Source organism: Mesorhizobium sp. NZP2234 (assembly GCF_013170765.1).
Taxonomy (GTDB): Bacteria; Pseudomonadota; Alphaproteobacteria; order Rhizobiales; family Rhizobiaceae; genus Mesorhizobium; species Mesorhizobium loti_D.
In genome coordinates this window covers 4408012-4420921 of record NZ_CP033364.1, presented here as the reverse complement: position 1 = coordinate 4420921, position 12910 = coordinate 4408012, and the positions used below count along the sequence as shown (strand labels likewise).

Genomic DNA, 12910 nt, shown 5'->3' with positions numbered 1-12910 from the left:
TCCTTCGGCCCATGGCCGGATTGATACCCGCATGGGCGCGCTGAGCTTTAGAAAGAGCGGAAAGGCTTGGCAAGCGTGCGTCCTTCCGCCTCTGGAGATCACAGGCTTGTGTCGGGTCGCTGGCGCGCCATTTGCGCGCTCCCCACGGCAAAACCCTTGCCTTCCCGAAGGCCTGACGCCATAAGCAGGAAACAGGCGCCGTCGGCGCGAGGGTTCTGAGATGAAGACTTTCCTGACGCAGTTTTTCACCTGGTGGAACAGCCAGACGCTGGGAACACGCCTGCACACCTGGCGGTACGGCAAGCGAGTCGGCCAGGACGAGGCCGGCAATGTCTATTACGAGGGTGGAATCGATTCGGAAGGCCGCACGCGCCGCTGGGTCATCTATCGCAACTATTCCGAAGCCTCGGCCATCCCGCCAGGCTGGCACGGCTGGATCCATCACCGCGTCGATGTCGCGCCGCCCAGTGACGAGTACAAGCCGCGCGACTGGCAGAAGCCGCATCAGCCCAATCTGACCGGCACGCCGGCGGCATATCGCCCGAAGGGCTCGGTGCTGACGAACCAGCATCGCCCGCAGGTCACGGGTGACTATGACGCCTGGACGCCCGGGTCGTAACGGGCCCCGTCCGCAGCGACGCAAAGTGCAGGCCGGTCCTTTATCGCCACAATTGGTGTTTAGCTGCTTGCTGATCAGAAAACGGCGACTAGCCTTGGTGGTTGACGGAATCACCCGGGCGCGAACCACCGGTACCCTTATATGAGCTTTTTCAACCTGATATCGACGGGCGGCTTGGCGTTAGCCGCCAGCCTCGCCGTCAGCACAGCGGCGTTTGCTGCTTCGCCCGCGCCTGCCGCGCCCGCACCCGCGCCGGCGGCTCCCGCGGGGTCGGATCGCATAACCAACCCGGTCGCCGAGTTCGCCGGCATCGACAAGATCACCGGCCGCATCATCACCTTCGACGTCTATATCGACGAGACGGTGCAGTTCGGCGCTCTGCAGGTGACGCCGCGCGTCTGCTATTCCCGGCCGCAGACAGAGGAACCGAAGACCGATTCCTTCGTCGAGGTCGACGAGATCACGCTCGACCGCAAGATCCGTCGTATCTTCACCGGCTGGATGTTCGCCGAAAGCCCCGGCCTCAATGCCGTCGAACACGCCGTCTATGACGTCTGGCTGAAGGAATGCAAGCAGAAGTCGGATGTCCCTTCGCCCGGCGCCACCAAGGCTGACGCGACCAAGGCCGACGCTTCGAAACCTGCGGCCAAGCCGACCACAGCCAAGCCTGCCGCCACATCGGATGTGGAACAGCCCGCCCCCACGGAACCGGATACGTCAGACACCAACTGATCCCCCGGAACCGTCGTGTCCATCATGCGTTGGATCACGGACGATGCGCATTGATGCGCCCGGAGGATAGACCGATGTCGGACAGCAAGCGGATCACGGCCAGCAAGAAAGAGCTGCTTGAGCTCGAAAGAGGGTTCTGGACCGGCGACGCAGCCTACTACGCCGCCAACGCCGATACGGAATGCCTGGTGGCGTTTCCTCAGATGGCAATGGCGATGGACAATGCAGACTTGGCCAAGACCGCGACCAAGCCCAACCGCTGGCGCGATCTCGATATGGAACTCAAGGGAATAATCGAGCCGGGCAGCGATATCATCATGCTGACTTACGAGGCGCACGCGACGCGGGAAAATGGCGAACCCTATGCGGCATTGGTGAGCACCGGCTATGTCCATCGCGTCAACGGCTGGAAGATGATGTTCCATTCGCAGACGCCCATCGAGGCTGCGGCCAAGTAGGGGTCTTGATTCCTACGGAAAAAAGATCGCCTCGCCCTTCAGTGCTTCGGCCAGCATCTTTTCGTATTTGCCGCGCGGCACATCGACGGCGCCAAAGTGCTTCAGATGCTCCGTGGTGAATTGCGTGTCGAGCAGCGCGAAGCCGCGCGCCTTCAGGCGCTCGACGAGGTAGACCAGGCAGATCTTCGAAGCATCCGTTTGTTTGGAAAACATGCTTTCGCCGAAGAACACCCGTCCAAGCGAAACGCCATAAAGGCCGCCGACCAAGTTGTCCTCGCGCCAGGCCTCGACCGAATGGCAGTGGCCCATGCGGTGCAACTGCACATAGGCCTCTCGGATCGGCGCGTTGATCCAGGTCGAGCGCCGTTCCTCACGCTTTTCGGCGCAGCCATCGATCGTTGCCTCGAAATCGAAGTCGAAACGGATGTCGAATGGGTTTTTGCGGATTGTCTTCTTCAGGCTTCTGGGCGTGTGAAAATCATCGAGGGGAATGATGCCGCGCGTTTCCGGCCGCACCCAGAAAACCTCGGGATCCCCGGCGCTTTCGGCCATCGGGAAGACGCCCGAAGCGTATGCCTTGAGCAGGAGGTCGGTCGGGATGCGATAGCCGGGCGCGTAGGGACGGGTCATCGCGTCCCCGGACTACTCTTCCTTGGCCAGGTATTTTTCCAGCCAGTGGATGTCATAGTCGCCATTGGCGATGTCGGCATTGCCGACGAGGTCGCGAAACAGCGGCAAGGTCGTCTTGATGCCGTCGACGACGAACTCATCCAGTGCCCGCCGCAGCCGCATCATGCATTCGACGCGGTTGCGCCCGTGAACGATCAGCTTGCCGATCAGGCTGTCGTAATAGGGCGGGATCTTGTAGCCGGAATAGACACCCGAATCGACGCGAATGCCGAGACCGCCCGGCGTGTGGAAATGCGTGATCGTGCCGGGCGAGGGGGTGAAGGTGCGGGGATCCTCGGCATTGATGCGGCACTCGATGGCGTGGCCGTTGAACTTGATGTCTTCCTGCTTGACCGAAAGACCGCCGCCGGAAGCGACACGGATCTGCTCATGCACGAGATCGATGCCAGTGATCGCTTCCGTCACTGGATGCTCGACCTGCAGGCGCGTGTTCATCTCGATGAAATAGAACTCGCCATTCTCGTACAGGAACTCGATCGTGCCGGCGCCGGAATAGCCGAGATCGGCAATGGCCTTGGCACAGATGCCGCCGATGCGGGACCGCTCCTCGGCGTTGAGCGCCGGCGAATTGGCCTCTTCCCAGACCTTCTGATGGCGGCGCTGCAGCGAACAGTCGCGCTCGCCGAAATGCACGCCACCGCCAAAGCCGTCCCCAAACACCTGCACCTCGATGTGGCGCGGCTTCTGCAGATACTTCTCGATATAGACGGCATCGTCGCCGAAGGCGGCACCCGCTTCCGAGCGCGCCGTCTGCAATGCGATCTCGAGGTCCGCCTCGGTGAGTGCAACCTTCATACCGCGCCCGCCGCCACCGGCCGAGGCCTTGATGATCACGGGATAGCCGATCTCGGCGGCAATGCGCTTGGCTTCCTTCTCGTCGGTCACCGCGCCGTCGGAGCCTGGCACCACGGGGATGCCAAGGCGCTTGGCGGTCCGCTTGGCCTCGATCTTGTCGCCCATGATGCGGATGTGGTCGCCGGACGGGCCGATAAAGGTGATGTTGTGCGCCGCCAATATGTCGGCGAATTTGGCGTTCTCCGACAGGAAGCCGTAGCCTGGATGCACGGCGTCGGCACCGGTGATCTCGCAGGCCGCGACGATCTGATGGATGTTGAGATAGCTGTCGCGCGACGGCGGCGGGCCAATGCATACGCTCTCGTCGGCGAGCCTGACGTGCATGGCGTCGGCATCGGCGGTCGAATGCACCACCACCGTCTGGATGCCGAGTTCCTTGCAGGCACGCAGCACCCGAAGCGCGATTTCGCCGCGATTGGCAATGAGGATCTTCTGGAACATCCTGCCAGCTCTACTCGATCACGACGAGCGGCATGCCGTATTCGACCGGCGTCGCGTCCTCGAACAGGATCGCCGTTACCGTGCCGGCGCGTGGCGACGGGATCTGGTTCATCGTCTTCATCGCCTCGATGATCAGCAACGTCTGGCCTTCCTTGACCTTCTGGCCGATCTCGATGAACGGCTTGGCGTCGGGCGAGGGCGCCAGGTAGGCGGTGCCGACCATCGGCGAGGCCACCGCGTTCTTCGACACGTCGACCGCTGCCGGCGCGGCTGATGCCGCGGGCTGGGTGGCAGCCGCCGGCGCATAGGCCGGCGGGGGTGCGGCGATGGCATGGACGGCGGGTGCCTGCCGCGACACGCGTACCTTCAGGTCGCCCAGTTCAACCTCGATCTCGGTCAGGTTGGTGTCGTTCAGTATGCCCGCCAGATCGCGGATCAGCTGCTGGTCAACACCGGTTTTCTTTATCGACATTTTCGAGCCTTCTGTTTGTTGGCCGGTCATAGGCGTGCGGCCAGCGCCTGTAGCGCCAGCGTGTAGCCGAGCGGCCCAAAGCCACAGATCATGCCGACGGCGACCGGCGCGACCATGGAGACGTGGCGGAATGATTCCCGCGCATGGATGTTGGAAAGATGAACCTCGGCGACCGGCAGCGGCGCGACCGAGCGGATGGCGTCGTGGATCGCGATCGAGGTATGGCTGTAGGCGCCTGGATTGATGACGATGCCGGCGGCCTTGTCGCCGGCTTCCTGGATCCAGTCGACGAGGTCGCCCTCGTGGTTCGACTGGCGGAAATCGATCTCAAGCCCGAGCGACGTGCCCGCCTGCTTGCAGTCGTCGGCGATGGCGGCAAGCGTCTTGCCGCCATAGATGCCCGGCTCGCGCTTGCCGAGCGCGTTGAGATTGGGACCGTTCAGGACGAAAACCGTTTTCAAAAAAGCCGACCTTTTCCGGCGCCGGTGTCAAACCGGCGCGCTGGCTCTCTATAATGGGCATAGTCGCCCGCGGAAAGAGCGCAAGTGCGTTCTTTCACTGTCCACAACAGGCCGAAATGCGCCCGTGAAGAAAACTCCCGGCCGATCAAAGCGCGGCTTTCGCCGCCTCGATCTTTTCCGCCAGCACTTCCTGCCCGAGAGCCCCGAACACGACTTCGTTGCCGACCACATAGGACGGCGTTCCGGTGATCGCCAGCTTGTTGGCAAGATCATAGGTCTTGGCGAAGGCTTCGGTGATCGACGGGTCCTTCATCTTCTCGCGCAGCGTCGCCTCGTCGGCGCCGAGTGAAACCGCGACCTTGATCGCGGCCGCTTCGGTTGCGCGTCCCTGGCCGCCGAGCAGCGCATTGTGGAACTCGCCGTATTTTTCAGGCTTCATCAGGTGGAACGCCATGGAGACGACGCTCGCCTTTTGTGAGTCCGGTCCGAGGATCGGGAATTCCTTGAGCACGAAGCGCAAATCCGGATCGGCCTTGGTCAGCGCCCGCATGTCCTCGATGGCACGTTTGCAGAAGCCGCAATTGTAGTCGTAGAACTCGACGATGGTCACCTTGCCGTTCGGGTTGCCGACAATGCCGTCGAAGCTGGAGTTGAAGATCTGCTCCTTGGCGTTCTTGATGACGCCGAGCGCGGCGAGGCGTTGCTCTTCCTTCTGCTTGGCCTCCAGCGCGTCCTGCACTTCAAGCAGCACTTCCGGGTTCTTCAGGAGATAGTCGCGAATGATTCCTTCGACCTCGGTGCGGTCAATCTTGGTATCGGCCCCCGCTGTCTGGACAGGCTGAGCCGTCTCCGCAGGCTGCGCCGTCCCGGCCTTGGCAATCTGTGGGCTGCCGGCCACGAAACCGAAAGCCAGCATGGCAAGGGCTACAGCGATCCCCGTGGTGCCCAGCAGCAGTGCCTTTTTCATCGTTTTCGTTCCTTTTGCCTGTTTCCCGGTCCCGCTGTGTCGCAGCGCGTGGCCGGAAGGTTCACTAGATTTTGCCTGACGATTTGTAATTTATGATGTCCTGCGCACGGATCCAGCGCGGCTCGCCGCGCTTCATCTGCTGCTGCGCCCGCATGGCGAAGATCTTCGCATCCTTGTAGTTGCCGGAATAGAAATGACCCTCGGCCGTGGCAAGCTCGGCCCCCGGTATGTCACCCAACTCGCCATAAGCCTGCGCCAGGTAGCGATATCCAGCGGAGTTTTCCTTGTCTCGCCCCAGACCGTTGTTGATCTGCACGACGGCCTTCTTCAGCGAATCGGGCGTGCCTACGGCCATCAGGGCCTGGCCGAGCGAGACAGGCAGCAGGCCGGACCGCGCCGGATCGAGGCTGACCGCCTTGGCGTATGCTTCGGCCGCATCCTTGGGCTTGTTCGCCTTCATCAGTATGTCGCCGCGCAACTCCTGGAAATAGGCGTTCTTGGGCTGCGCCTTGATCAGGGCGTTGGTCTTGACGAGCGCCGCGGCAATGTCGCCGTAAAGATATGTGGACTGGGCATCGCCGTACTGTGCGGCAAGGCTGCCCCGCATCTTTTGCATCAGTCGCGCCGCCGCGGCCTGGCCGTCCATATAGACGGCGATCTTGACCCGCATCATGTCGTGGCGCTGCTGCAGCGCCGGAGGGTCGACCTTGTCGACATTGGGACTCTGCTTCACCAGCACTTGGAGATTTGCGATGCGTTCCTGCGGCATCGGATGGCTGATCCGATAGGGATCGACCTGCGTGCCCGACAAGGACAGCGCGCTCTGGAAGCGGGCGAAGGTCTTCAGCATGCCCATGCCGGACTGGCCGGTGGCGTTGAGATAGGTGATAGCCGAACGGTCGGCGGTCGTTTCTTCGGTGCGCTGGTAGGCGAGGATGCTGCGTTGCGCCATCTCGCCGCCGCCAGCCGCCACGCCCATGCCGGCGCCGGCAAGACCGCGGCTGTTGGTGGTCGCGCCAGCGACCATGGCGCCCGCGCCAAGCAAGGTGGCGATGATGGCCATCGTCTTGGCGCGCTCGAGCTGGTCACGCAGTTTCTGCTGATGGCCGCCGGCGATATGACCGGCCTCGTGCGCGATGACGCCGATGATCTCGTTCGGCGTCTCAGCCGTCATCAGCGCGCCTGTGTTGATGAAGAGCCGGCGTCCGGTGACGAAGGCGTTGAAGCTGGAATCGTTGACCAGGACGATGTCGATGCCGTCATTCGCCAGCCCGGCAGCCTTGAAGATCGGCCGAGCGTAATCGCGCACCAGAGCCTCGATCTCGGCATCGCGTATGACAGGCACGTTCTGGGCGAAGGCGGTGACTGAACTCGCCACGGCAACGGCGACGCCGAGCGAAAACGTCGCGAAAACGCGCGCTGCCTGGGCAATCGTCGATCTGGGGCGGCTCAACATGACGTGTCAACTGGTAGACGAGCGGGCGAAAGATGAAAAGTCGGCACCGGAAAAACTTCCTCAACTTGTGATCCTCACATCAATCGGGCATTTGTGCGGCGCATGCATCAAGGGAATGGCGTGCTCAACTGTCGGGACAGGGGTAAAATGGTCGTTTCGCTCTCACGCCGTGGCAATGTCGAACCGTTCCACGCCATGGATGTCCTGGCCGAAGCGAACAGGCTGAAGGCTCAAGGCGTGCCGGTGATCTCAATGGCGGTCGGCCAGCCCTCCGATCCCGCGCCAGCACGGGTTCGCGCCGCGGCCGCCAAGGCCTTGCAGGACGGGCGCATAGGCTACACTGACACGTTGGGGCTGGCCGGTCTGCGCAAGGCGATCGCCGAGCACTACGCGGATCACTATCGGCTTGAGGTCGAGCCCGGCCGGATCGCGGTGACCACCGGATCGTCGGCGGCCTTCAATCTCGCCTTCCTGGCGATGTTCGATCCGGGCGATCGCGTAGCCATCGCGGCACCCGGCTATCCCGCCTATCGCAACATCATGGCGGCGCTCGGCATCGATGTGGTCGAGATCGAACTCGGCGAAGCGGCCTATCTGCATGCCGGTCACCTGGAGGCAGCGCACCGCGAGAAGCCGCTGAAGGGGGTTCTTTTCGCGAGCCCGGCCAATCCGACCGGCGCTGTTATACCGGCCGACGAACTGTCGGCGCTGGTCAATATGGCGGAGACACTGGGGATCGCCGTCATTTCCGACGAGATCTATCATCGATTGGCCTATGGCGCGCCCGACACCACGGCACTCGCCTTCGGCAACAGCGTGACCGTGATCAATTCCTTCTCGAAATACTATTGCATGACCGGCTGGCGCATCGGCTGGATGGTGCTGCCGGAAGAGCTGGTGCGGCCGGTCGAGCGGATCGCCCAAAGCCTCTACATCTCGCCGCCGGAATTGTCGCAGATCGCTGCGATCGAGGCCTTTGCCGCGACCGAGGAGCTGGAGGCCGTCAAGGGCCGCTACGCCTGGAATCGAGAGCTCTTGATGAAACGTCTGCCCGAACTCGGCTTTCCGCTGGCCGCGCCGATGGATGGCGCCTTCTACGCGTTTTGCGACGTCACCCGGCACACCAATGACAGCATGGCCTTCGCGCGCAAGATGCTGGCCGAGGCGCATGTGGCGGCGACGCCTGGCCGCGACTTCGACACCCAGGCGGGGCACCGCACGATGCGTTTTTCCTATGCCGGCAGCCACCATGACATGGTCGAGGCTATGTCGCGCATCGAACGCTGGTTGAGGTAGCACCATGCCGGAACTCGAACTGGCCCCCAAACTTGATCAGGCATTGGCCGAGGTCGCGGCCGAAATGGCTGAACGGACCGATCGCGGCGATGTCGCGACCTACATTCCTCAATTGGGCAAGGTCGACCCAAGGAAGTTCGGCATTGCCGCCGTCACCAACGATGGTCGTGTGCTGATGGCCGGCGATGCCGACCAGCCTTTTTCCATCCAGAGCATCTCGAAGGTATTCACATTGACGCTGGCGCTCGGCAATGTCGGCGACGCGCTATGGAAACGGGTTGGACGCGAGCCGTCGGGCAATCCGTTCAACTCGATCGTCCAGCTCGAGCACGAGAACGGCATTCCGCGCAACCCGTTCATCAATGCCGGCGCCATCGTCATCTCCGATATCCTGCTTGCCGGCCATCAGCCACGCGAAGCGATCGGCGAGATCCTGCGCTTCATCCAATTCCTCGCCGACGACGAGACCATCATCATCGACCGCGAGGTGGCGGCGTCCGAACGCGCCACCGGCTATCGCAATTTCGCGCTGGCCAACTATATGAAATCCTTCGGCAATCTTCATCACGCACCGGAACTGGCGCTGGGCGTCTATTTCCACCATTGCGCTATTGCCATGAGTTGCCGGCAACTGGCGATGGCCGGCCGGTTCCTTGCCAATGGCGGCAAGAACCCGGCGACCGGCCATTCCGTGGTGTCGGCGGAGCGCGCGCGGCGCATCGGCGCCATGATGCTGACCTGCGGCCACTATGACGGCTCCGGGGATTTCGCCTTCCGCGTCGGCATTCCGGGAAAAAGCGGCGTCGGCGGCGGCATATTGGGCATCGTGCCGGGTGTCGCCTCGCTTGCCGTCTGGTCGCCCGGCCTCAACGCCAATGGCAATTCCAAGCTGGGGTCGATCGCCCTGGAGAAGTTGGCCAGGATGATGAACTGGTCGATTTTCGCCCCTTAGCGCGGTTCCGGGAAGGCGTGGGACGGTTTCCCATTCCTCGCAGTGTGGGAACACCTGACATGAAAAATCCCGCGCCGTCCTTCGATCGGCGCGGGATTTTCGTATCAAAAAATAACTTCAACCAGTTGAAAGGCTTAGAAAAAGCCCTTCCGCTGCCACCAGCCGGCGCGCTTCGGCTTTTCTTCGGTCTTGGCTTCCGGCTCACTGGCGACGGTCGAGGAAACCACCGGCACGACCGGTGCATCGATTGCCGCTGGCTTGCGTCGTGACGGCCGGGCCTTCGAGGGCTCTTCCTTGGCGGCCGCAATCACTTTTTCCTCGGCGACCGCCGCGGGAGCCTCGGCCGGCGCTTCCACAGCCGCTTCGACAACGGCCGTCTCGACGGCGACCTCGGCGGCTGCCTTCTTCGGCTTGGCTGCGCGACGCGGCTTCTTGGGCTTCTCGGTGCTCGGCACCTCTTCGCTCACCGCAGCCACCGGCTCTTCCGCCACGACAGCAACAGCCGCCGGCTCGATCGAGGCAGGCTCGCTCTCGGAAGCATCAGCTTCGGAAGGCTCGGTTGTTTCGCCGGCACTTGCCTCGGCCTCGCCTTCGCCGTCTTCGCGACGGTTGCGCTTGCCGCCGCGCTTGCCGCGCCGACGCTTTTTGCCCTGGCCGTCATCCGAAGCCTGTACCGCCTCGTCGGAAGCGCTGGCAGCGATCGGAGCGGCGTCGTCCGTTTCGGTGTCGTCATCGTCCGCCGCGTTTGCCGCTTCGGCGAAATCTCCGGCCGGAGCCGAGGTGGATGAGCCATCCGCCGGAGCGCCATGTTCGCGATCCCGATCCCGGCCGCCGCGACGTCTGCGGCGCTTGCGGCGCTTGCGGTCGCGGCCTTCGCCGTCCTCGCCACCGACAGGTCGTGGCTGCTGGTTTTGCTGCGGCTGCTGGCGTGGCTGCTCGGCCTGCGCTGGTGCCTCATCCTCTTCCTCGATGACGACAATCTCGTCCTCGGGCTCGTCCGGCTCGACATAGGCTGGCAGGCTGCGGACCTCGACAAAGCCCTCGGGCTTTTCAGCCAGGGCGCCGCGGAAGATCGCATAGTGCTGCGCGCCAACCGTGTCGTCCGCCTCGATGGTGATGGTCAGGCCGAAGCGGCTTTCCAGTTCCACCAACGTGCCGCGCTTGTGGTTGAGCACGTAGAGCGCGGTCGCGGCCGGCGTGCGGACCGTGATGTGGCTGCGCGAATCCTTGAGCAGGAATTCCTCGATCGCCCGCACCACCATCAGCGCGACCGACGAATCGGACCTGACATGGCCGGTGCCGCCGCAATGCGGGCAGGGCTTCATGGTGGATTCCAGCACGCTGGCGCGGATGCGCTGGCGTGACATCTCCATCAGGCCGAAATGCGAGATCCGGCCGACCTGGATGCGGGCGCGGTCGTTCTTGAGATGATCCTTCAGCCGCTTCTCGACGGAGCGGTTGTTACGGTTCTCCTCCATGTCGATGAAGTCGATGACGATCAGGCCGGCGAGATCGCGAAGCCTGAGCTGGCGGGCAACCTCTTCGGCCGCTTCCAGATTGGTGTGGAGTGCCGTGTCCTCGATTGAGTGCTCCTTGGTGGAGCGTCCCGAATTGACGTCGATGGCGACCAGCGCCTCGGTCTGATTGATGATGATGTAGCCGCCGCTCTTCAGCGTCACCTGCGGCTGCAGCATGCGGTCGAGTTGCGCCTCGATACCGTTGCGCACGAAGATCGGCGTCGTGTCGCGGAACGGCTGAACCACCTTGGCGTGGCTCGGCATCAGCATGCGCATGAAGTCCTTGGCCTCGCGATAGCCTTCCTCGCCCGAGACAAGGATCTCGTCGATGTCCTTGTTGTAGAGGTCGCGTACCGAACGCTTGATCAGGCTGCCTTCCTCGTAGACGAGGGCAGGAGCGGTGGACTGGAGCGTGAGATTGCGCACGTTCTCCCAGAGCCGCATCAGATATTCATAGTCGCGTTTGATCTCCGCCTTGGTGCGGCTCTCGCCGGCGGTGCGCAGGATCACGCCCATGCCTTGCGGCACTTCGAGATCGGCGACGACCTCCTTCAGGCGCTTGCGGTCGACCGCGCTGGTGATCTTGCGGGAAATGCCGCCGCCGCGTGCCGTGTTGGGCATCAGCACCGAATAGCGGCCGGCAAGCGACAGATAGGTGGTGAGCGCGGCGCCCTTGTTGCCGCGTTCTTCCTTGACGACCTGCACCAGCAGGATCTGCCGGCGCTTGATCACTTCCTGGATCTTGTACTGGCGGCGCACCGGCTTGCGGCGGTTGCGCACTTCTTCCAGCGCATCCTCGGCGCCGACCGATTCGATCTCGTGGTCATCCGGATGCGAGGACTGAACTTCCTCCAGCATGCCGCGGTCATTGTCGCCGGACGTTGCTTCAGTGGCCTGTTCCGTCTGCGAGACAGGCTCGGAAACCACGTCGCCTTCGACAGCGGCGGCTATCGATGTCGGGCCACCCTCGCGGGTTTCGGTTTCGTCCTGCTCGCCGGAACCTTCATCATGGCCGGACGTATCGGCATGCTCCGACGTATCTGAATGTTCCGATGTGTCGGCTGCGTGTTCGATGATCTGGGAAGTATGGGAGATCTCCTCGACAACGATGTCGCCATTGTCGCTGCCTTCACTCGACTCGCCGGAGCCTTCGCCTGCCTCGCTCGCATCGCGCTTGTGTTCGGCCCGGTCACGGCTCTTGCCGCCGCGCCGGCGCCCGCGCCGGCCGCGATCGCGGCTCTGGCGGTCATCGCCGTCGCCGTCCTCGTCCTCTTCGTCCTCGGCCTCCTGCGCTTCGGCGCGCAGCAGTGCCTGACGGTCGGCGACCGGGATCTGGTAGTAGTCGGGGTGTATTTCACTGAAGGCGAGAAAACCGTGACGGTTGCCGCCATATTCGACAAAGGCTGCCTGAAGGGAGGGTTCGACGCGCGTTACGCGGGCGAGGTAGATGTTTCCTTTGAGCTGCTTCTTGTCCTGGGATTCAAAGTCGAATTCTTCGATACGGTTACCGCGTACGACGACAACTCGTGTTTCCTCCGGGTGGGAGGCGTCTATCAGCATTTTGTTGGGCATTATTTCGTTTCCCCCCGGCAGCCGTCAGCCGCAGCTGGCGGGGCAAAACCCGCTGCTGTGTGTCTGGATGAGAGTGGGTGCCGGATAATTGAATGTCCGCCGGACGGTGCCTGCGTGTCATGGCGGTGCCGCCCGCAGCCATACTGGCGCGGTTTGATGCGGACCTTTCCATGATTGCGCTTGAAGCCATCGTCACCAGCAGAACCTTTTGAACCAAAGCCCGGAAACCGGACCAGCTTGTTTGCTCGTACAGAGCCGGCACGGGAACAAACCCGGCCGTTTTCCTCACGCAGGCGATTCCCCCGCCACGGGAGCACACCTGCGAAATTCGTCGCAATCACTTGAAGCCTTTTCGCGTGAAGCGAAAGGAGCCGCCTTTCATCTAACCCTGTAGCAGGAAGCTGCGGAGGAGGGCGGTTCCA

At 62.9% G+C, this 12910-nt stretch carries 12 protein-coding genes; 5 read left to right on the top strand and 7 right to left on the bottom strand.

The window, feature by feature from the left end:
* Positions 1–220: 220 nt before the first annotated feature.
* The 3 genes from EB230_RS21805 to EB230_RS21795 all read left to right on the top strand — a co-directional run bounded on the left by EB230_RS21805 (position 221) and on the right by EB230_RS21795 (position 1809).
* A complete protein-coding gene (locus EB230_RS21805) occupies positions 221–619 on the top strand; it encodes an NADH:ubiquinone oxidoreductase subunit NDUFA12 (RefSeq protein ID WP_056566539.1) in 399 nt (132 codons plus the stop codon).
* 141 nt (positions 620–760) lie between these two features.
* A complete protein-coding gene (locus tag EB230_RS21800) occupies positions 761–1351 on the top strand; it encodes a DUF2155 domain-containing protein (RefSeq protein ID WP_056566536.1) in 591 nt (196 codons plus the stop codon).
* Between the two features lie 74 nt (positions 1352–1425).
* A complete protein-coding gene (locus EB230_RS21795; RefSeq protein ID WP_056566533.1) occupies positions 1426–1809 on the top strand; it encodes a hypothetical protein in 384 nt (127 codons plus the stop codon).
* Between the two features lie 12 nt (positions 1810–1821).
* On the opposite strand, the gene aat is transcribed toward EB230_RS21795, so the two are convergent.
* The 6 genes from aat to EB230_RS21765 all read right to left on the bottom strand — a co-directional run bounded on the left by aat (position 1822) and on the right by EB230_RS21765 (position 7151).
* The gene (aat, locus tag EB230_RS21790) at positions 1822–2439 is read right to left on the bottom strand and encodes a leucyl/phenylalanyl-tRNA--protein transferase (protein ID WP_056566530.1); all 618 of its coding nucleotides are present in this window, start codon (positions 2437–2439) and stop codon (positions 1822–1824) included.
* A gap of 12 nt (positions 2440–2451) precedes the next feature.
* Positions 2452–3795, bottom strand: coding sequence for an acetyl-CoA carboxylase biotin carboxylase subunit (accC, locus tag EB230_RS21785; protein ID WP_056566529.1), 1344 nt, complete (start codon positions 3793–3795; stop codon positions 2452–2454).
* 10 nt (positions 3796–3805) lie between these two features.
* Positions 3806–4267 (bottom strand): acetyl-CoA carboxylase biotin carboxyl carrier protein, encoded by a 462-nt coding sequence (gene accB / locus EB230_RS21780; RefSeq protein WP_172373941.1) that lies wholly within the window; start codon positions 4265–4267, stop codon positions 3806–3808.
* A gap of 26 nt (positions 4268–4293) precedes the next feature.
* Positions 4294–4728 carry a type II 3-dehydroquinate dehydratase gene (gene aroQ, locus EB230_RS21775; RefSeq protein ID WP_056566522.1) on the bottom strand — a complete coding sequence of 145 codons (435 nt, stop codon included), beginning with the start codon at positions 4726–4728 and terminating at the stop codon, positions 4294–4296.
* 145 nt (positions 4729–4873) lie between these two features.
* On the bottom strand, positions 4874–5695 hold the full coding sequence (locus EB230_RS21770) for a DsbA family protein (protein ID WP_172373940.1): 822 nt from the start codon (positions 5693–5695) through the stop codon (positions 4874–4876).
* A 64-nt stretch (positions 5696–5759) separates the two neighbouring features.
* The gene (locus tag EB230_RS21765; protein ID WP_056566516.1) at positions 5760–7151 is read right to left on the bottom strand and encodes a M48 family metallopeptidase; all 1392 of its coding nucleotides are present in this window, start codon (positions 7149–7151) and stop codon (positions 5760–5762) included.
* A gap of 147 nt (positions 7152–7298) precedes the next feature.
* Here EB230_RS21765 and EB230_RS21760 point away from each other — a divergent pair, with 147 nt between their 5' ends.
* Together EB230_RS21760 and EB230_RS21755 are read left to right on the top strand one after the other, a co-directional pair.
* Positions 7299–8447, top strand: a complete 1149-nt coding sequence (locus EB230_RS21760; protein ID WP_056566514.1) for an aminotransferase class I/II-fold pyridoxal phosphate-dependent enzyme — start codon at positions 7299–7301, stop codon at positions 8445–8447.
* Positions 8448–8451: 4 nt separating this feature from the next.
* The gene (locus tag EB230_RS21755; RefSeq protein ID WP_056566511.1) at positions 8452–9399 is read left to right on the top strand and encodes a glutaminase; all 948 of its coding nucleotides are present in this window, start codon (positions 8452–8454) and stop codon (positions 9397–9399) included.
* 134 nt (positions 9400–9533) lie between these two features.
* On the opposite strand, the gene EB230_RS21750 is transcribed toward EB230_RS21755, so the two are convergent.
* On the bottom strand, positions 9534–12488 hold the full coding sequence (locus EB230_RS21750; RefSeq protein ID WP_172373939.1) for a ribonuclease E/G: 2955 nt from the start codon (positions 12486–12488) through the stop codon (positions 9534–9536).
* Positions 12489–12910 lie beyond the last annotated feature (422 nt).

Excerpts from the sequence above, each read along its gene's own strand:
- EB230_RS21770 (WP_172373940.1), bottom strand. The coding sequence starts at position 5,695 with ATGAAAAAGGCACTGCTGCTGGGCACCACGGGGATCGCTGTAGCCCTT.
- EB230_RS21765 (WP_056566516.1), bottom strand. The coding sequence starts at position 7,151 with ATGTTGAGCCGCCCCAGATCGACGATTGCCCAGGCAGCGCGCGTTTTC.
- EB230_RS21750 (WP_172373939.1), bottom strand. The coding sequence starts at position 12,488 with ATGCCCAACAAAATGCTGATAGACGCCTCCCACCCGGAGGAAACACGA.
- accC (WP_056566529.1), bottom strand. The coding sequence starts at position 3,795 with ATGTTCCAGAAGATCCTCATTGCCAATCGCGGCGAAATCGCGCTTCGG.
- EB230_RS21800 (WP_056566536.1), top strand. The coding sequence starts at position 761 with ATGAGCTTTTTCAACCTGATATCGACGGGCGGCTTGGCGTTAGCCGCC.
- EB230_RS21760 (WP_056566514.1), top strand. The coding sequence starts at position 7,299 with ATGGTCGTTTCGCTCTCACGCCGTGGCAATGTCGAACCGTTCCACGCC.
- EB230_RS21755 (WP_056566511.1), top strand. The coding sequence starts at position 8,452 with ATGCCGGAACTCGAACTGGCCCCCAAACTTGATCAGGCATTGGCCGAG.
- accB (WP_172373941.1), bottom strand. The coding sequence starts at position 4,267 with ATGTCGATAAAGAAAACCGGTGTTGACCAGCAGCTGATCCGCGATCTG.
- EB230_RS21795 (WP_056566533.1), top strand. The coding sequence starts at position 1,426 with ATGTCGGACAGCAAGCGGATCACGGCCAGCAAGAAAGAGCTGCTTGAG.
- aat (WP_056566530.1), bottom strand. The coding sequence starts at position 2,439 with ATGACCCGTCCCTACGCGCCCGGCTATCGCATCCCGACCGACCTCCTG.
- EB230_RS21805 (WP_056566539.1), top strand. The coding sequence starts at position 221 with ATGAAGACTTTCCTGACGCAGTTTTTCACCTGGTGGAACAGCCAGACG.